General features: G+C 35.0%; 16 protein-coding genes. 7 read left to right on the top strand and 9 right to left on the bottom strand.

Annotated elements, in window-relative coordinates; genetic code table 11:
• Nucleotides 1-148: 148 nt before the first annotated feature.
• The 3 genes from RT250_RS02130 to RT250_RS02120 all read right to left on the bottom strand — a co-directional run bounded on the left by RT250_RS02130 (nt 149) and on the right by RT250_RS02120 (nt 2,683).
• A complete protein-coding gene (locus RT250_RS02130) occupies nt 149-1,126 on the bottom strand; it encodes a quinone oxidoreductase family protein (RefSeq protein WP_313111699.1) in 978 nt (325 codons plus the stop codon).
• A gap of 53 nt (nt 1,127-1,179) precedes the next feature.
• On the bottom strand, nt 1,180-2,058 hold the full coding sequence (locus RT250_RS02125) for a pirin family protein (protein ID WP_313111697.1): 879 nt from the start codon (nt 2,056-2,058) through the stop codon (nt 1,180-1,182).
• A gap of 112 nt (nt 2,059-2,170) precedes the next feature.
• Nucleotides 2,171-2,683, bottom strand: a complete 513-nt coding sequence (locus tag RT250_RS02120; protein WP_313111696.1) for a YceI family protein — start codon at nt 2,681-2,683, stop codon at nt 2,171-2,173.
• 349 nt (nt 2,684-3,032) lie between these two features.
• Between RT250_RS02120 and radC the strand changes: the two genes are divergently transcribed.
• Genes radC through RT250_RS02090 form a run of 6 tightly spaced genes read left to right on the top strand, consistent with a single transcriptional unit; the run spans nt 3,033 to nt 8,527 of the window.
• Nucleotides 3,033-3,728 (top strand): RadC family protein, encoded by a 696-nt coding sequence (gene radC, locus RT250_RS02115; protein WP_313111694.1) that lies wholly within the window; start codon nt 3,033-3,035, stop codon nt 3,726-3,728.
• A 6-nt stretch (nt 3,729-3,734) separates the two neighbouring features.
• Nucleotides 3,735-5,030 (top strand): DUF7033 domain-containing protein, encoded by a 1,296-nt coding sequence (locus RT250_RS02110; RefSeq protein ID WP_494337393.1) that lies wholly within the window; start codon nt 3,735-3,737, stop codon nt 5,028-5,030.
• Entirely contained in the window at nt 5,020-5,709 is a 690-nt protein-coding gene (locus RT250_RS02105; RefSeq protein ID WP_313111691.1) for a YjjG family noncanonical pyrimidine nucleotidase, read from the top strand. The genes RT250_RS02110 and RT250_RS02105 overlap by 11 nt, the downstream gene beginning before the upstream one ends.
• 49 nt (nt 5,710-5,758) lie before the next feature.
• Nucleotides 5,759-6,304 (top strand): hypothetical protein, encoded by a 546-nt coding sequence (locus RT250_RS02100; RefSeq protein WP_313111689.1) that lies wholly within the window; start codon nt 5,759-5,761, stop codon nt 6,302-6,304.
• Nucleotides 6,305-6,308: 4 nt separating this feature from the next.
• Complete coding sequence (locus RT250_RS02095) at nt 6,309-7,721, top strand: DUF5723 family protein (protein ID WP_313111687.1); 1,413 nt, start codon at nt 6,309-6,311, stop codon at nt 7,719-7,721.
• On the top strand, nt 7,721-8,527 hold the full coding sequence (locus RT250_RS02090; RefSeq protein WP_313111686.1) for a hypothetical protein: 807 nt from the start codon (nt 7,721-7,723) through the stop codon (nt 8,525-8,527). Before RT250_RS02095 ends, RT250_RS02090 begins: the two co-directional genes overlap by 1 nt.
• On the opposite strand, the gene RT250_RS02085 is transcribed toward RT250_RS02090, so the two are convergent.
• Nucleotides 8,524-9,801: a replication-associated recombination protein A gene (locus RT250_RS02085; protein WP_313111683.1), complete on the bottom strand. Its 1,278-nt coding sequence runs from the start codon at nt 9,799-9,801 to the stop codon at nt 8,524-8,526. The two genes, RT250_RS02090 and RT250_RS02085, sit on opposite strands and share 4 nt — an antisense overlap.
• A 93-nt stretch (nt 9,802-9,894) precedes the next feature.
• Here RT250_RS02085 and RT250_RS02080 point away from each other — a divergent pair, with 93 nt between their 5' ends.
• Complete coding sequence (locus RT250_RS02080; RefSeq protein ID WP_313111681.1) at nt 9,895-10,674, top strand: rhomboid family intramembrane serine protease; 780 nt, start codon at nt 9,895-9,897, stop codon at nt 10,672-10,674.
• A 138-nt stretch (nt 10,675-10,812) separates the two neighbouring features.
• Here the strand turns inward: RT250_RS02080 and rlmB are convergent, their stop codons facing one another.
• The 5 genes from rlmB to RT250_RS02055 form a co-directional block, all read right to left on the bottom strand.
• Entirely contained in the window at nt 10,813-11,550 is a 738-nt protein-coding gene (gene rlmB, locus RT250_RS02075) for a 23S rRNA (guanosine(2251)-2'-O)-methyltransferase RlmB (protein WP_313111679.1), read from the bottom strand.
• A gap of 195 nt (nt 11,551-11,745) precedes the next feature.
• A complete protein-coding gene (locus RT250_RS02070) occupies nt 11,746-12,174 on the bottom strand; it encodes a hypothetical protein (protein ID WP_313111677.1) in 429 nt (142 codons plus the stop codon).
• Nucleotides 12,175-12,193: 19 nt separating this feature from the next.
• Nucleotides 12,194-13,624: a RagB/SusD family nutrient uptake outer membrane protein gene (locus tag RT250_RS02065; RefSeq protein ID WP_313111676.1), complete on the bottom strand. Its 1,431-nt coding sequence runs from the start codon at nt 13,622-13,624 to the stop codon at nt 12,194-12,196.
• 23 nt (nt 13,625-13,647) lie between these two features.
• The gene (locus tag RT250_RS02060) at nt 13,648-16,698 is read right to left on the bottom strand and encodes a SusC/RagA family TonB-linked outer membrane protein (RefSeq protein ID WP_313111675.1); all 3,051 of its coding nucleotides are present in this window, start codon (nt 16,696-16,698) and stop codon (nt 13,648-13,650) included.
• A gap of 121 nt (nt 16,699-16,819) precedes the next feature.
• The gene (locus tag RT250_RS02055; RefSeq protein ID WP_313111673.1) at nt 16,820-18,517 is read right to left on the bottom strand and encodes a POTRA domain-containing protein; all 1,698 of its coding nucleotides are present in this window, start codon (nt 18,515-18,517) and stop codon (nt 16,820-16,822) included.
• Between the last annotated feature and the right edge of the window lie 6 nt (nt 18,518-18,523).

Raw genomic sequence — 18,523 nt, 5'->3', positions numbered from 1 at the left:
TAGAATTTAAAAAACGATGAATATAATTTTCAAGTATTAGTTAGTTTTTGAAAAACGTTAAAAGTCTATCAAGTTACTAAATTTCCTGCTTTTTTGTGGCAATCACAGGATGGTTAGTGAATTACAACATATAATTAATACTTTAGAACTATTGGTTAATTGAAATTACTAGGCGTTTGCCTGAATCTATTTTCTGTTCCCATAAACGCTCAACGTCTTTAATATCACCTTCAACCAATTCGATTGTTAGTTTGCCATCTGCAGCTAACTGGAACATTTCTGGAAGAACTTCTTTATGAAAACTCTCTAAATCTATTTTTGAAAGGCTTCCAAATCCTGACCCTAAAATTTCAATAGCGGAACTTCTTAAAATACCTGAAGCTAAATTTATATTTTCTCCCGCCATCGAACCTACAGTTACAACTCGCGTTTTGTGGGTGAAATTATTAAGTCCACCACCTTTTAAAGCAGTAATTATTAACTCTACTGGTTTTCCCCACAGATAATCAATAACTAAATCGATAGGAGTTTCTTTATGGATATTTTGAATTCCGGCAATTAAAGCTGAATCCTCTTGCTTTAGGCTTACGGTTTTATCAGCTCCTAAGCGCTTTGTTTTTTCTAAATTCTCAGGATTTCGTCCTGTAGAAATGATGGTTTTTGCACCGTAATATTTTGCAAGTTGAACAGCTAGTTGTCCAGTTACACCTGTAGCACCATTTATTAGCACAGTAGATCCAGGCTTGATTTCTCCTCTAACTTTTAGCGCCATTGCACCTCCCAACACTGCGTTTGGCAATGCCGCAGCTGTACTAAAGTCGAGGCTTTCAGGAATTAATGTATAACCATCTTTATCAATTAAAGCTTTTTCAGCAATCATCCCAGTTATACCCTGTGCATAAACTCGAGTGCCGTCTTCTAAAAACCCAACGCCATCCATTCCAACTATAGCAGGCATTTCTTTGTGACTAGCGTAGTGTTTTCCACTAGCTCGAATTTTGTCCAGATTTTTTACGGCTGCCGTCTTTACTTTTAGCAATAACTGATTGTTACTTTCAATTTTTGGAGTTGGAAAATCCTTGTACTTAGGAGTTTCACCCAATTTTTCTATTATAGCTGCTTTCATTTTTGTAACATATAGTTTTTAAAAATATTTACTTTTAGAAAATGAAGATTTAACTAGTCTTCTAAATATCCAAACTTACCAAGGTTAAAATCGTTAAAAGCTTTAATCAATTCCTCTCTACTATTCATTACAAACGGACCTTGTGCTACTATAGGTTCGTTTATTGGTTCGCCACTTAAAACTAGTACTAATGCATCTTCTGTAGCTTCAATTTCGAAGTTTTCTCCGTCGTTTGCCATTAATGCAAAATGATTTGTTGTTATTTTTTCTTCTCCATTTACTATTATATTACCTTCTAAAACTAGCAAAGCAGTGTTGTAATGTGATGGAAAACTAAAATTAGCTTTTCCGTCTTTTTTAAGTTTGGCATTAAATAAATGAACTGGCGTAAAAGTAGATGCGGAACCAATTGTGTCTTGGTATTCACCTGCAATTACTTCAATTACTCCTGCGTTATTTGATAAATTATAACGGGGAATATCTTGATTTTTTATCGCTTGATATTTTGGGTTAGATTTTTTGTCCTTTGCAGGTAGATTCACCCATAGTTGTACCATTTGAAATTCACCACCTTTTTTACTCCATTCTTCTTCGTGATATTCTTTATGTAAAACTCCACTAGCTGCTGTCATCCACTGTACATCACCTTCACCAATCACACCACCACCGCCACTGCTATCGTGATGCGCAACTTTACCCTTATACGCTATAGTTACAGTTTCAAAGCCTTTATGTGGATGTACACCAACCCCTTTTGGTTTATCAGACGGTGGGAAGTTATAAGGTGAATTATAATCCAACATTATAAAAGGATTCATTCGATGCATGTCTAAACGAAAACCGCTAGGAATAAAATTATGTACCCTAAAACCATCTCCAACAAAATGCGGCTCTCTTGGGCTAGCTGTAAATTCTACTGATTTTGTTTTCATATTTTCGAGGATTTAAATTAAAAAGTAAAAGTCGATAGAAAGTTTCAGATCGATTGAACGATTTTGAAGCATTAATCTACCGACCTTTAAAATAAAAACTAAAGTGTTATTATTATTGTTTGATAAACTGAAGGTTAGCGATTAATTTTACTTTATCACTCACTACAATATTACCTGCTTCAGTAACTGCGCTCCAGCTTAAATTGAAGTCCTTACGGTTTATTGTTCCTGTTGCTTCTAATCCAGCTTTAGTTTGCCCGTATGGGTCTACAGCTATACCATTGAAGTCTACGTCAAGAGTGATTGCTTTTGTTACATCTCTAATGGTTAAGTCCCCAACCATTTTTTCACCGTCAAATGACTTAGACTTAAATGTAAGTTGTGGGAATTGCTCAGCATTAAAAAAATCATCCGACTTTAAATGCGTGTCTCTATCCTCATTTTTGGTGCTAATTGAGTCAACTTTTGCATTAAAAGCGAATTCAGCATTTTTAAATGAATCTTCTTCTGTTTCTGCAGTAGCATCAAATACTTTAAAGCTACCAGTTACAGTTGAAATCATCATATGTTTAACTTTGAATTCTATTTCTGAGTGAGTCGGGTCTAATTTCCAGTTTGTTTTCATCTTTTTATATTTTTTTAGGTTAAACGTGATTATTTAAGATAAAATTACGGCTCATAATTCTACTGTGCATTGATGTATGTTAAGAAGTGATTTATCGTTCTTATTTTAAATAATTAAAGCTTAGTAGATTATACCAATAATACCACTGAAAATCTTCCTGATGAGATCGAAAATAGTGAAAAGTGAGAAGTTTACTTGGTAACAATAATTCTGAAATACAAATCAAAATTTATTTCAGCGCTTAGTTTTTTGGGCATAGCTTTAAGTGTTGACTATCAGTATATTAATTTTTTTTAGTTTTCGCTTTCTCATTTTTCATCACTATCTTTAAAGAGTTAATTACAGTATTATGGAGGAAAACCATTCATTTTCTATAAAAAACTGGAACGAAGACGATCGCCCTCGTGAGAAGTTGTTGTTGAAAGGTAGAATAGCTCTGAGCGATGCAGAGCTTATTGCAATATTAATTGGATCTGGTAGCCGAAACGAAAGTGCTGTGTCTTTAAGTCAGCGAATACTTGCTTCGGTAAACAATAACTTAAGCGAATTAGGAAGGCTTTCAATATCCGATTTAACAGAGTTTAAAGGGATAGGTGAGGCTAAAGCAGTTTCAATTACTGCTGCAATGGAATTGGGCAGACGAAGAAGAACAGGTGAGGCATTAGAAAGAAAAAAGATTACTTCAAGTAAATCAGTTTTTGAGTATGTTCAACCAATAATTGGGGAACTCCCTCACGAGGAGTTTTGGATTCTTTACTTAAATAATTCAAACAAAATAATAAAAAGCGTCCAGCTGAGTAAGGGTGGTATTACAGGTACTGTGGTTGATATTCGTTTGGCATTCAAGGAAGCTCTGCAAATAGGAGCTGTAGGAATAATTATGGCCCATAATCACCCTTCGGGCACTCTAAAACCAAGTCACGCAGATATACAATTAACAAAAAAACTCAAAGTTGCTGGAGAAAGCTTAGACATTAAGGTGCTAGATCACCTTATAATTACTGAAAAAGCGTATTTTAGCTTTGCCGATGAAAATATGCTTTAACGCACTATGTTGTTAATCTACACTAAAAAAGTAACTCCTAGAATTTCTTATATATTCAAGCATATATGTTTGCGGATATTAGGTATTGATACTACATTCACTTCAGGAATTGAGGAATTTATTGCACATCATGGCCCTAAAATTTCATATGGAAAAAAACCAATGGGGAATGAACTTTTTTTCCAAAGTCACGGACTATTAGAACAACAAGGGATTGAAGCTACCGATATTACGGTTAAAAAATGGGATGATACTTTTGGGTTTTTTGCAGTCTCAAACCTAAGTTCTTTACCCTTTGATATTTTTTCGGCTAGCTTTTATATGATTACTCGCTATGAAGAATACCTCCCACATGTAAAAGATGAATTAGGACGTTTTATGGCCTCGGAAAGTTTGGCGTATAAAGAAGGTTTTTTGCAGCAACCAATTGTCGATATCTGGGCATATAAATTTAAAGATCAACTGTTGGAGGCTTTTCCAAAAATGGAATTCCCCGAAAAGAAAATTGTTATTCACCCAGTAATTGAAGCGTCGCAAACATTTGCCTATAAACAAAAAGGTTTATTCCGAACAGTTGTGGGGTATTTAGATAGCTTTTTTCGAGCAAAATTTAGAGATATCATATTACGTACCCAAGTAATTTTAGGGGTTAAGCGAGATCCTCTAGATACTTTTAAGTGGATGGTGAATAAATCTACGAGAAGTAATTTTAAACTTACAGTTTTTTTTATGCTAGGAGACGCTTTGTCTTTTAACGAAAGTATGAACACGCATCGACAAAAGTTTAAGCTCCTTATAAAGTATGTTTCAGACTATAAGGAAGTTGGTTTAATGTTCTCGTTCAATGCGTTGGGTAATTATGAAATGTTGAAAGATGAAAAAAGAAGGATGCAAGAAATTACAAATCGCGCACTAACTAGTTCGATGAACTCAGAGTATCTTGTAAATCTTCCTGATTTATATAGATACTTAGTAGAACTTGAAGTAAAACGAGATTTCACTATGGTTTTTCGTGACACTGTTGGGTTTAGAGCAGGGACTTGTACCCCTTTTCTTTTTTATGATTTGGATTATGAAATTAAAACTCCATTAATTATTCATCCATCAGCAATGACTACATTGGCATTCAACAAGAAATACGCTTCAGATATTGATAAAACAGTATCTACAATGCTTAAAGCGGTAGATAATGTTAATGGAACTTTTACAATGACTTTCTCTAACAAAGACTTTTCTGCCTTAGATAATAAAAAGGTATGGCGTAAAATATTTTCAGAAAAACTACAAGAATATGCTCAATAATAAAATAACGGATGTATTTTTTGATCTCGACCACACACTTTGGGATTTCGATAAAAACTCTGGATTGGCATTCCAACGTGTTTTTAGAAAGCATAAAATAGAAATTCCACTTCCCGATTTTTTAAAAGTTTACGAACCGATTAATCTTGAGTATTGGAGAAAGTTTCGTGAAGAACGCGTGACAAAACAAGAACTCAGAAGAGGGAGATTGTCAAAAACATTTGATGTATTAACATTCGATTATACCATAGATTTACTTGACTCACTCGCGAATAGTTATATAGATGAGTTGCCTGGAGACAATTACTTGTTTAGCAATACCTTTGAAACTTTGGATTATCTTTCAGAAAAATATACACTTCATATTATAACCAATGGCTTTGAAGAAGTTCAACGTAAAAAAATAAATAATAGCGGTATAAAAAAATACTTCGCAACTATAACTACATCGGAAGAAGTTGGATTAAAAAAGCCACATCCAACTGTTTTTTATACCGCCATGGAAAAAGCTTCTGTTACTCCCGACAAAAGCATAATGATTGGAGATAGTTTTGAAGCCGATATCCTAGGTGCACAAAATGCTGGAATGCATACATTGTTTTATAACTATCGAAATGAAACAGTAAATAAACCTTTTATTGCCGTTAAAGAACTATCTGAAATTAAGGACTATCTCTAGTAATAATTTAATTTTTAAGGCGTTATGCATAAGTACCCAAAAGAAACTCATGATAAGAACGCTAGCAATATCGATTTCCACTCTTTTTTTATGCCTTTTTTTTACAGCGTGCGTTAAAGATACCGATTTCGATCAAGCTGAAGATATTTCATTATCTCCAATAATGGAATTAGATTTAATCTATTTCAATCTACAGGCACGTGACTTTTATGATACAATTAATGGTACACCCATTCTAACATTGCGGGATACAACCGAAATTAAATTTTTGGACGATAGCACTTTACAAGAGAGTTTAAAACGCGCTGATTTTTATTTCAAATTTACAAATTCTATTCCGCGAAGTTTTCAAGTTGACTTTGAGTTTTTAAGCGAAGAAAACAATACTACCTATACAACTGGTACTGCCGTAGAGCAAGGAGAAGTTTCAACACCTGTAATAACCGAATTTACACATATTGTTGAAGGCGAAGCTATATCGCAACTTACATTAGCAAATAAGGTTGTTGTTTCGGTAACTATTCCATCTTCCGACCAAAACTTACAAGGAACGCTCAATATGAAATCCAAAACCACATATTTTTTGGAATATTAATACTATGCGAAATTTTTTGACTGTAATGTTTTTCCTAGTAGGAGTATTGGCTATTTCTCAAAACAAGCAAATACTCTACGGTTTTGATGATACCCCACAATCCCTAATGTTAAACCCTGGAAGTAAAGTAATTCATAAAAAGCATTATGGAATTCCGTTGTTGTCCCAAATTCACATTAACGGTGGTTCTTCCGGTGTATCGGTTTATGATATTTTTAATAATGGCAATGATAATATTAATGATAGAATCACGAAAAAGATATTTGAAATGAAGAATACCGATTTCTTTACTGTTACTCAGCAATTAGAGTTGATAAACTTTGGGTGGAGGGCAAAGAATGAAATCTTTTTTTCTGGCGGAATCTATCAAGAATTCGATTTTATAAGTTACTTCCCTAAAGATTTAGCAATATTGGCTTGGGAAGGCAACAGTGATTATTTAGACTATAAATTTGATTTAGGTGAAGTTAGCACTACTGGCGATTTTATGACGGTTTATCATTTTGGAATGAATAAAAAGATTAATGAAAAACTTACTGTTGGGGCTAGATTAAAGCTCTATTCGAGTATGTTTAGTTATCGAAGTGTGAATAATACCGGAACCTTTGTCACCCGACTTGGCGATGAAAATTCGGAAAATATTTATGAACATACCGTAGAAAATGCCGATGTAAGCGTTGAAACTTCTGGTTATGCCTCCTTGCGAGAACTAGATGGCCCAAATGAAGTAATAAAAGAAGTGTTAGGTAGAGCTTTCTTTGGTGGAAATTTTGGAGTGGGAGTAGATTTGGGCTTTACTTATGAAATTAACGATGCTTTTGTACTTACGGCTAGCGCTTTGGATGTAGGAGCTATTTTTCATAGAAAAGATGTAGAGAATTATCGTGCCCATGGAAATTATACGCTCGACGGAATTAATTTAATTTTTCCAGCATTAAGTGACGGTGAATCTACTTATCCTTATTACGATGATATTGAGGATGAATTTGAACGTGAAATCCCAATCGATACAATTCACAATAACTACACTCAGTTTAGACCTGTAAAAATTAATGCAGGCCTGAGTTTTGGTTTTGGAAGATTTTTTGCTTCAGACGATTGTGATTGCATGAATATGGATAAAGGTGTTTTGCACAAACAGAATGTAGGAGTTCAATTTTATTCTATTTTTCGACCTAAAGGGCAACAGTTGGCAGGAACGCTCTATTACAAAAGAAGACTAAACGAGTTTGTTTCAGCAAAAGCTACTTATACCGTAGATTCTTATTCTTTTTCGAACGTAGGTCTAGGACTTTCTGCTGATGTTGGGTCGGTAAATTTTTATTTGGCTGCCGACAACCTTCTTAAATACGGTAATTTGGCAAAAGCAAAAAGTGTATCTTTACAGCTAGGTTTCAACATTATTATCGACGATTAATGACAAAAATATTATTTTTTTTAGCGGCATTATTTTTAAGTGTAACAGTGAATTCTCAGAACAAAACATTGAGCGATTACAGTTATGTAGTTGTGCCAGAGCAATTCGATTTTTTAAACGGAAAGGATATGTATAAATTGAATTCTATGACAGAATTCTATTTAGAAAAAAATGGATTTAATGCATATATGGCAAATCTTGCACCAAATGCCAATCGTTGCGATGGTCTTTTTGCTGATGTTGAAAAAATGAAAAGTATAATTGGCATTAAGCTTCAAGTAGTGTTGAGAGATTGTAATGGGGAAGAAGTTTTTAGAACTCATGAAGGGAGAACTAAATTTAAACAATACGACAAAGCATATCAAGATGCGTTAAGAAAAGCGTTTAATAGTTTTAATTCACTTCGCGTTGAGCAAAAAGATGTAGTTCTTTTGAGTGAAAATTCTACAGCTAATAAAGAAGTTGTTACTATCAAAGAAACACATAAAGAAGAGGTAGTTTCATCTACAGTTAAGGAGAATACAAATACTAAAAAGCAGATTTACATTCCAGAAGCTAAGTTTTCAAATTATTCTTACTTAGGAAAAACGTTTTTGCTACGTAAAACTGATAAAGGTTTTTCACTTTATGAAGAATCTAATAAAGCTAACGATGGTCTGCTTTTAAGAGGTACCTTGGTTATTAATAACAACCATTTAGAATATACAGATACTTCAGGTGTAACAGGAAAGGCGGCGTTTGATGCTTCTGGTGATCTTAAAATTAACGATGGAGCATTTTTAAAAGTTTATAAACTTCAAAATTAAAAGTCGTATTTATCCTTCCAAAGCTGTTTTAAATACGTTTTAAGTGAGTTTTCTTTTGCATTATTTCCAGGTTTATAAAAGGTAGTCCCTTTTATTTCTTCAGGTAAAAACTCGTGAGGCACAAAATTGCCTTCATAATTGTGTGCATATTCATATTCCTTCCCATAGCCTAATTGCTTCATAAGCTTTGTTGGAGCGTTTCTAATGGATAAAGGAACAGATAAGTCGCCGGTTTGTCTAACCAAGCTCTGCGCTTCACCTATAGCTTTATATGATGCGTTGCTCTTTGCTGAGGTAGCTAGGTAGATGGCACATTGACTTAAAATAATTCGAGCTTCTGGATAACCAATTAAATTAACGGCTTGAAAAGTACTGTTTGCCAATAATAATGCGTTTGGGTTGGCCAAACCAATATCTTCGGATGCTAAAATCACCATCCTTCTAGCTATAAACTTTATATCTTCTCCGCCTTCAATCATTCTTGCCAACCAATAAACTGCCGCATTAGGGTCGCTTCCTCGAATTGATTTTATAAACGCCGAAATAATATCGTAATGCTGCTCGCCAGTTTTGTCGTAAAGCACGGTATTTTTTTGTGCCTTTTGCATAACTAAATCGTTGGTAATTGTAATTATCTCGGTGTTTTCTGATAGAACAACAAGCTCTAATATATTTAAAAGTTTTCGTGCATCTCCGCCAGAAAGTCTTATTAAAGCTTCGGTTTCTTGTAGTTTTATGTCTTTCTTTGAAAGAATTTCATCTTCTTTTAAAGCTCTTTTTAGAAGCGCTTCCATGTCTTCACGGCTAAAAGATTCTAAAATGTAAACCTGACATCTAGACAATAATGCCGGAATTACCTCAAAACTTGGATTTTCTGTTGTAGCACCAATAAGTGTTATCCATCCTTTTTCTACGGCGCCTAACAGTGAATCTTGCTGCGACTTGCTAAATCGATGAATCTCATCGATAAAGAGAATTGGATTTTTTGTAGAAAATAGATTATCGCTTTTTTTAGCTTTTTCAATTACTTCACGCACTGCAGCTACGCCACTGTCTATAGCACTTAATGTATAGAAAGGCCTATCTGTATAATTAGCAATAATATTGGCTAAGGTAGTTTTTCCAGTTCCTGGAGGACCCCAAAAAAGCATCGATGGAATCATTCCTGTGCTTAATTGCGAAGTTAATGATCCTTTTGGACCAACTAAGTGTTGTTGGCTTAAATATCCTTCAAGAGTTGTGGGGCGTATTCGTTCTGCAAGTGGTGCGTTCATAGACGCCAAAATTACAATTTTATACTATCGGATTCACTGACATTATATCATAAATTTATTTTGGGATTGTTTTTTGTAACTTACTTCTCGATTATGGAAAACGCTAATCAATTAAAATTTACGCCCGATGTTTTTGGTTATCCATTACTGTTTGTAATGTCGATATGGATAGTATTTTGGTTTGAATCTCGCTTTGGAGTAAACTTTAATAAATTTGGTGTATATCCAAGACATATAGAGGGCTTAAGAGGCATCGTATTTAGTCCGTTTATTCACGGAAGTTTAAAACACCTGTTTAACAATTCCATTCCTTTGTTTGTTCTATCCTCAGCTTTGTTTTATTTCTATAGAAATATCAGGTGGAAGGTTTTATTATTCGGGCTTTTATTGACAGGTATTGCTACTTGGGGAATAGGGAGAGAATCGCTTCATATAGGAGCCAGCGGAGTAGTGTATATGTTAGCTGCTTTTTTATTCTTCAAAGGAATCTTTTCTAAACAATTTCAGCTAACTGCTTTAGCCCTAGCTGTGGTATTTCTATATGGTGGATTGTTGTGGTATGTATTTCCGGTAAATCCTGAAATCTCATGGGAAGGACATCTATCAGGCTTTTTAGTAGGTCTTGTTTTTTCCTTTATTTTTAAAACAAATCCCATTCAAAATAAAAAATACGAATGGGAAAAAGAAGATTATAATCCCGATGACGATCCATTTTTAAAACAATTTGATGAAAATGGAAATTTTATTGAACTGCCTAAAGAGGTTGTTGAAGAGACTATAGAAAATGAAAAACCCGTTGAGCAAATTACCAAACGGGTTAAAATTGTTTATACGTTTAAAAAGAATTCGGATAGCATTAGTGACGAAAACTGATCAAGTGAACATTAAAACTATATTCGGTTAAATCTATTTTATAGTTCATCAATTTTTTTACAATTCACCAATGTAAATTTATGCGGTAATAGATTATATCTGGGATGCTAACAAGTTTTAATTGGGAGCTAGAATTACTTATAGTCTTTGGCGCACCACTTCATATAAAAATGCTCCACAAGCTACCGAAACATTTAACGAATTAATCTCTCCAAGTAGTGGGAGGGAAGCGCGTTCGTCTACTAGTGTTAATACAGATTTAGAAACTCCTTTTCCTTCAGAACCCATTACAATAGCTAAGGGCTTTTTTAAATCTAAGCCATAAATTTCAGAATCAGTTTTTTCAGTTGCGGCAATGGTGGAAATTCCTGAGCCTTGTAGGTAAAAGATTGCATCTTTAATATGATCTACTTTACAAATAGGAATTTTAAATATGGCTCCAGCAGAAGTTTTTACGGTATCCCCAGAAACTGGTGCACCTCCTGATTTTTGAATTATAACGGCATCTACACCTGTACATTCTGCAGTACGTAAAATTGCTCCAAAATTTCTAACATCAGTTATTTGATCTAAGATTAGAAATAGGGGAGTCTTATTGCTTTCTAATGTTTGCTCCACAACACTTTCTAAACTGTGAAATGCGACAGGAGATGTTACTGCTACAATTCCTTGATGATTACCACGAGTTAATCTATTCAACTTTTCAAAAGGCACTATATTTATTGTAACATTCGCCTTTTCAAGATCTTTTATTAACCCATCAATTTTATCGCTATCAACCCCTTTTTGAATAAATACTTTATCAAAAATTACATTAGATGACAAAGCTTCTTTAACTGGATATATACCGAAAATAGTGTTGTTCTTATCGCTCATTGAGTTCTTAGTATTATTTTTTTAGCTTTTGGTAAAATTAGATAAATTAACTGACAAACTAATACTTGTAATTTTAAATTCAAAAACTCTTGTTTGCATAGTTGATATATTTATAGCTATATATAACAAAAACACCCTTTGGAAACTCCAAAGGGTGTTTAATATAATTCAAGGTTTGTACTAACCTATTTGTTCTTAGTTTTTAAGACCAATTAGTACTTGACCTCCAGCAACATATCCTTCACCTGCTTGTACTGCAAGAATAAAGAAAGTTCTGTCGTCTGGTGAAATTGAGTTGTCAATAGCAGTAACAGTAACTTCAATTTCTCTAACTCCAGCTGGAATAGTAACTGAACTTGGGTATTCGTAGTTATCTGTTGCCGTTGGGAATTCGTCAGCAGGAAGATCCACTAATGTAAAAGTTCTGTCTGCGTTAGAAACATCAGATACGTACAATGTTACTGTACCTTCTTTAGTTCCCCCTTCTGGTACTCTGTTAATGTTACTAGAGTTTTTAGTAAAACCTACAACAGTTGCCTCAGAGTCGTAATCTTCATAAGTTTCACAAGATACTAATAGTACCGTTGTAAATAAAAATGCGATTATTGTTTTAATATTTTTCATTTGTATTGGTATTTAAAAATTAGTAACCAGGATTCTGAATTAAGTTTGGATTTAAGTCCATGGCAGTTTGCGAAATTGGCATTTGGAATTTATTACTTCCAGCAGCTAAGTTCAATACATCAGAAGCAGCTCCTGTACCATCAGCTAAATCACCAAAACTTTCACGGTCTACACCAAGACCCCAACGCTTAATGTCGAAGAATCTATGAGATTCGAATGCAAATTCTAATCTACGCTCTAAACGGATAGCATCTCTAAGAGCAGTTCCTGTTTCTCCACTTGGAGGAGTCGTGTAACGCTTAGTTCTTATTACATCTAAAGCCGTTCTAGCTGGTCCTTCTTGTCCTAAGTTAAATAAAGCTTCCGCTTTGTTTAATACAGCTTCTTCAGCTCTTAAGATTTTGATGTCTACTTGTCCTTGAGTACCACCTGGTCTTCCAAAGTATTTGTAGATTACGTTAAAGTCACTTCCACTTTTAGAACCTTCTGCAATATAAGCCTCTTTACGGATATCGTCATCACTATATAACTGGAATAATTCGTAAGAAACTACGTACTCAGGAGTTATAGAGTTTAATCCTCCTTGGCTCCACATTACACCAATAGTATTAGAAAGTACTGGTGGCTCGATTGGAATGTGGAATAATAATCCACTTTCGTTTTCGTCTGTCCATATTCCAGGAACATCTGCTCTAGAAGCCACTGAAGTAGTTACTCTATTTGCAGCGTTAACAGATTCTTGCCAATTACCCATGTATAAGTAAACTGTAGAAAGAAGTGTGTTAACTGCATCTTTACCCATACGGCCTTCCCCGTTAGTGTCATTGATGTTTGCAGCAGCTTCTTCTAAGTCAGCTACAATCTGATCGTATATGAATCCTACAGTTTCACGTGCTGGCTGTGCATTTGGTGCTGGTTCAGAAAGGTAAGGAACCCCTAAACTTCCATTAGCATCACCTGATTGCGTTGGTATTTTTCCGAAGAATCTAACCAAGTCAAAGTAAGCAAGTGCTCTTAGCGCTTTAGCTTCTGCAACGAAGTTTGCTTTAGTTTCACCTTCAAAACCTACAGCCTTTTCTAATAAGGTGTTAGCTCTAAAGATTAACGTGTAAGCATCGAAATACAATCCAGACATCGCTGGTTGTGATGCTTCATACCTAAAGTTGTGGTTATTTGCTCTAGATTGACGTCCAATCTGTGCTAAAGTAACGTTGTCTGAAAGTACATCTGGCATGTCTAGCATACCCCCTGCATCACTTCCACCATAAAACGTTCCAGAAGTAAGTGTTGAGTAGATACCTCTTACGGCATTTTCAAAATCTCTTGCACTCGTATAGGCATTCTCAGTTCCAAATTCGTCAAAAGGAATCTGCTCTAGTTTATCATCGCAAGAAGTTAAACTTCCCACAACTAAAACAAAAACTGCTATTTTATAAATTAATTTTTTCATTTTTTGCTATTGTTTTTTTAAAATTAGAAACTTACGTCTATCCCTAACTGGTATGACTTAGTATTTGGGTAACTGTATAATGTAACCTCTCCTGGAGCAACAGTGTTCGCATATGAGATTGTTTCACCCGATGAAATACCTACTTCAGGATCTCCCCAAAATTTAGAGAATGTCAATAAGTTTTGTCCTTGAGCATAAATTCTTAAGCTGCTAATAGGAGTCTTATCTAAGAATCTATTAGGGAATGTATAAGATAGAGTAATGTTTCTCATTCTTATATAATCACCTTTTTCTAAGTATTGATCAGAATCAACAGCTGCATCAGTGTTGGCATAACGTGGGCTAGGTAGTACATCGGTATCACCTGGTTGTTTCCAGTAGTTAAACGCACTTGTAGATCTGTTTGAATCAATGTCGGTTGGATCTTCACGTTGTGCTCTTACAATGTTGTTAATCCAGTTTCCGTATTTGAAGATGAAATCAGTTCTAAGACCGAAACCTTTGTAGTTGATATCAGTAAAGAATCCACCTTCTTTGTCAGCCAATGTTGACTTTCCTTGTAACACACGGTTTTCCCCTTCTGGAAGGTTGTTAGCGGTGTATTTTTCATTGTCAGCACCGTAGTAAAGAGCTTGTCCAGTTTGTGGGTCAACTCCTGCATATCTTACTAAGTAGTGCTCGTTAATTTTAGAACCTTCTCTAAATAAAATGCTAAATGCATTTGGAGTAATATCTTGACCGTCAGGTAAAGAAACGATTTCGTTTTCTAAGAAGATAATGTTACCTCCTAAAGTCCATTTGAAATCGTCGTTACGTACGATGTCTCCTTGTAATGCAACTTCTAGACCCTTGTTTTGAATCTCCCCTAAGTTACCTGGGATAGTTCCTACACCAGACTCCCATGCTTTAGGAATGCTGAATAACAATTCAGTAGTGTTTCGAATAAAGTAGTCAGATACAAAACGCAAACGCTTATTGAACATGTTCAACTCTACACCAAAGTTAATCGTTTCCGTTGTTTCCCATTGAAGGTCTGGGTTGGCAATTTGGCTTGGAAGCGTTGAAGAACCTCCAGGGTAAGAACCGAAAGTTACTGTACCTTGTGATGCATAATTAGGAATTCCTAATCTATTACCTACAGTACCGTAAGCTGCTCTAAGTTTAAGGTCGTCGATAGACTCTACAGAGAAGAAGTTCTCTTTTGCTATGTTCCACCCAAGACTTCCACTATAGAAAGTACCGTATTTTACATCACTACCAAAACTTGAAGATCCGTCTCTACGTATTGTAGCACCCACTAAATAACGCTCATCGTAATCGTACTCGGCAAAAGCTCCGTATGATACCAGCGTTAATCTTTGTCTACTTGTGTAACCATCATCCAATGTAGCTGCGTTAGCTTGAGTAGTCAATAATGGAGAAGGGAAACCTTTACTTCTTACAAACTGACGGTTAAACTCGTACATATTGTATTCGTATAATCCCATGATGTTAAAATCGTGGTTGTTTCTATTGAAGTGATAGTTTAATCTATTACTTACAGTAAGATCTACACGGTGTTGTTGATCATCAAACTTGTTACCTGTAGGGTTATCAGCACCTTCTAAGATAACGTCAAGAATACCTCCTGGCATTGAGTAGCTCTCTCTTCTTTTTGCGTTCCAGTTAGCTGCAACTGCAAAAGTGTAACTCCAGTTCTTGTTAAAAGTAACTGTTGCATCTACACTACCAAGTAATGTGTTGGTGATATCCTCAGCTGGCTCAGTTAATAGAGCTCCTCTTACTGGGAAACCACCACGTGTTGGGTTGTAAGTTGGGTTACCACTATCGTCTAAAATCACCTCTCCGTTTTCGTCTAATAAGAATTCAGTTTCGTATGGGTTGTAGTCCAACATTGCACGGAATGGGTTTTGAGCGTTGTTACGGTCACGTGGCTCATCACTCATAGAGCGAGAGTAACCTACGTTTACACCAACGTTTAACCATTCTTTTGCTTCAAAGTTTACGTTTAAACGTGAACCTAATCTTTCAAAACCATCAATTTGATCGATAATACCAGAGTTTCTGTCGTTTGTTACAGAGAAGTAGTAATCTACTTTTTCAGCACCACCAGAAATAGAAACACTGTTGTTTTGGATAATACCATCCTTAAGGATTAAGTCTTCCCAATCTGTCTCATTTTGTAATAAGAAATTTCTTTCTGGAGACCCAGGATTTGTTGCTACACCAGGTAGAGTTGAGTTACCAACACCCATAGCATACATTTGAGCTTCGAAAGCCATCTTTTCAGTAGCATTCATCATGTCGAAGTTTGGTGTAATTCTAGCAGTAGTACCATATCTAGAGCTAAAGCGAACTTTTGCTTCTCTATTTCTGTTACCGCTCTTTGTAGTAATTACAACTACTCCGTTAGCCCCTCTAGAACCATATCTAGCTGTAGTTGGAGCATCTTTAAGAATCGAAATATTTTCGATATCCTCTGGTGGGATACCTGCAAGATCTTGCTCTCTAATTGGCGCGCCATCCACTATGTATAATGGAGAAGATGCACCAGCAACAAGAGATCCTGTTCCACGAATACGAACGAAAGCTCCTTGTCCTGGCTTACCGTTAGCAGCAGTTACCTGCACCCCAGCGGCTTTACCTTGTAGCATATTATCTACACTAGTAGTAGGTGCCATTTGAGAAAGTTCAGTTGCTGAAATTGATACAACAGCTGAAGTTTGCACAGTTTGGTTACGAGTAGAATACCCAGTAACAACTACTTCTTCTAGGCTTGCACCTGGATTTAAAGTAACGTTAATACTGTTTTGCGCTCCTACTTTAACTTCCTTGGTGTCAAAACCTACATAACTAAAGGTAAGCGTTTGACCCACATTAACTGAGATGGAGTATAATCCATCAAAGTCTGATTGTGTTCCAGAGCTTGTACCCTTTATTATAACGTTTGCACCAGGCAATGGCAGACCTGTATCGTCCGTCACCGTACCTGTAATAGTTTTTTGTTGTGCGAAGGTAAGCTGCACAACTAACGCTAGTAGTAGCGTTAAGATTCCACTAAACTTTGTTCTCATTTTTATAAATTATTTGAATTAGCCAACGGCAAAAATCACAATAAAAAGTTAATTACACAAGTATTTACTCCCAATTTTTAACTTTCCTTTTTAAAGTGAATCCTTGTGTTATAAGGATTTATTAAAATTTTGACGAAACACTGATGTGAATTTTAGTGTTTGAAAAATTAAAATCTTGGTTTTCGGTGTTGCCGTTTGCAACATTTAATCTGAACAAACCGGTGTTGGTGTTGATCCCAAGCCCAAAACCAAAGCTGTATAGATTTTGTTTTAAAGTAAGCGTTTGGTTTTCAAAATATCCTAAGTCTATAATGCTGTGTACAAACACTTCTTCATTGAATTGGTATCTATATTCGGTGTTAATAATGGAAAAGAATGATGCGTCTATACTGTTTTCATTAAATCCCCGTATGCTATTTATGCCTCCAAAACGGAAAAGTTCATTTGTTAGGTAGCTATCGCTAATTAAAATGTTGGTAGTGTTTTGTATAAATATCGAGTTTTTAAAGTTTAAATTAAAAATGTTGCTGATAAGTGCTTCGATACCTATTTGATCTTCATTGATGTTGTTCTTTTTTCGATTCCCAATTCCTCCTTCTAAGGTGAATCTGCTTTTTATAGGGAAAAGCTTTTTGTTTTGAGTGGTTATATAGGAAGCGCCAGCTATAAAGAAATTAGATTTAAAATCTTCAATAGGATTGCCAGCAATAGCCTCATCTAATAGATTACTAGAGTCGTAACTTTTGTATCCTATATATGTAGCCGATTTGGGGTTGATTTGATATGTAGTTCGTACTTGTTGCTCCGAGGTGATAAATGTACTGTCTCTTTTAAAAATTTTGAGCTCTCCGCTTAGGCCAAAAGGCGATTGGAACAAATAGGGGAGTGTGAGCTTTGTTCTAAAGCTCACTTGTTCTTCTCCATCAGCTTTATAATTGATGTGTAGTTGTTCGCCGTAGTTTAAATTGTTGTTTAATTCGAGGTTTAAAAACCCATTGAAGTTAAGTTTTTGCGTTTTTTCATCTGTAGCAAAACCAAGTATTCCATCAAATAAGTTGTTGTTTTGTTTTTCTAGATAGAAATACACCGTAGTCGAATCTTTTCTAAAAAGTGCTTCCGGTGGTTTTGTGGATGACGCAAATCCTAGATTGTTTAAATTGTCGTTTTGCTTAAGAAGTTTTGCTTTGTTAAAAACTTTACCCTTTTTTGTCCCTGCATAGTGTTTTAAATATGAAATAGGAAATTTTTCATAGCCTTTTACTATAATAGAGTCGACTGTTCTTATTTCCTTGTTGTCTACAAAAAGAGATGCCGAGAGCAAGTTGTTATCTTCAATGTGAAATTCTGTTAATCGTAAACGCGCAAAAGCATTTCCTTTTTGATTTCGTATAGCGGTTAGTTTGTTTAGTGAACTTGTTATTGTTTCAAAATTTATCGTAAAATAGGAATTTGTAATATTGTTTGAAATTCGTTGTAATTCTTTTCGGGTGAAATTTTCTTCAGAATAATATATTTTTATTTCATCGTATTTTCGTCCTAGATTAAAAGCTGCAACATAGCTGCTATCGTTTTCTTTAATTATTTGAAGGAATTCACTTTCAATAAATCCCATGCGTTGAAGTTTCAGTGAAATAGTATCTGTCTCTCTTTCAATTTCTGAATAGTTTTGAAAGGTTTTTGGAATTTGTAGCGAGTCAATGAGATTTTTTGAAATAGGTTTTTCCGTCTTTACAGAAAGGGTAAGGTCCTGAGCGTTTATTCCTAAGATTAAACAGGTATATATATTAAGGAGTAAAAATAGTGTTGTAGCTTGTTTCAAATTTTA

This window comes from Aequorivita sediminis (assembly GCF_032080575.2).
GTDB lineage: Bacteria > Bacteroidota > Bacteroidia > Flavobacteriales > Flavobacteriaceae > Aequorivita > Aequorivita sediminis.
This window is presented reverse-complemented; position numbering and strand designations above follow the sequence as displayed.

Excerpts from the sequence above, each read along its gene's own strand:
- RT250_RS02120 (WP_313111696.1), bottom strand. The coding sequence starts at position 2,683 with ATGAAAACAAACTGGAAATTAGACCCGACTCACTCAGAAATAGAATTC.
- RT250_RS02105 (WP_313111691.1), top strand. The coding sequence starts at position 5,020 with ATGCTCAATAATAAAATAACGGATGTATTTTTTGATCTCGACCACACA.
- RT250_RS02100 (WP_313111689.1), top strand. The coding sequence starts at position 5,759 with ATGATAAGAACGCTAGCAATATCGATTTCCACTCTTTTTTTATGCCTT.
- RT250_RS02060 (WP_313111675.1), bottom strand. The coding sequence starts at position 16,698 with ATGAGAACAAAGTTTAGTGGAATCTTAACGCTACTACTAGCGTTAGTT.
- RT250_RS02095 (WP_313111687.1), top strand. The coding sequence starts at position 6,309 with ATGCGAAATTTTTTGACTGTAATGTTTTTCCTAGTAGGAGTATTGGCT.
- RT250_RS02070 (WP_313111677.1), bottom strand. The coding sequence starts at position 12,174 with ATGAAAAATATTAAAACAATAATCGCATTTTTATTTACAACGGTACTA.
- RT250_RS02110 (WP_494337393.1), top strand. The coding sequence starts at position 3,735 with ATGTTGTTAATCTACACTAAAAAAGTAACTCCTAGAATTTCTTATATA.
- RT250_RS02085 (WP_313111683.1), bottom strand. The coding sequence starts at position 9,801 with ATGAACGCACCACTTGCAGAACGAATACGCCCCACAACTCTTGAAGGA.
- RT250_RS02080 (WP_313111681.1), top strand. The coding sequence starts at position 9,895 with ATGGAAAACGCTAATCAATTAAAATTTACGCCCGATGTTTTTGGTTAT.
- RT250_RS02065 (WP_313111676.1), bottom strand. The coding sequence starts at position 13,624 with ATGAAAAAATTAATTTATAAAATAGCAGTTTTTGTTTTAGTTGTGGGA.
- rlmB (WP_313111679.1), bottom strand. The coding sequence starts at position 11,550 with ATGAGCGATAAGAACAACACTATTTTCGGTATATATCCAGTTAAAGAA.
- RT250_RS02130 (WP_313111699.1), bottom strand. The coding sequence starts at position 1,126 with ATGAAAGCAGCTATAATAGAAAAATTGGGTGAAACTCCTAAGTACAAG.
- radC (WP_313111694.1), top strand. The coding sequence starts at position 3,033 with ATGGAGGAAAACCATTCATTTTCTATAAAAAACTGGAACGAAGACGAT.
- RT250_RS02125 (WP_313111697.1), bottom strand. The coding sequence starts at position 2,058 with ATGAAAACAAAATCAGTAGAATTTACAGCTAGCCCAAGAGAGCCGCAT.
- RT250_RS02090 (WP_313111686.1), top strand. The coding sequence starts at position 7,721 with ATGACAAAAATATTATTTTTTTTAGCGGCATTATTTTTAAGTGTAACA.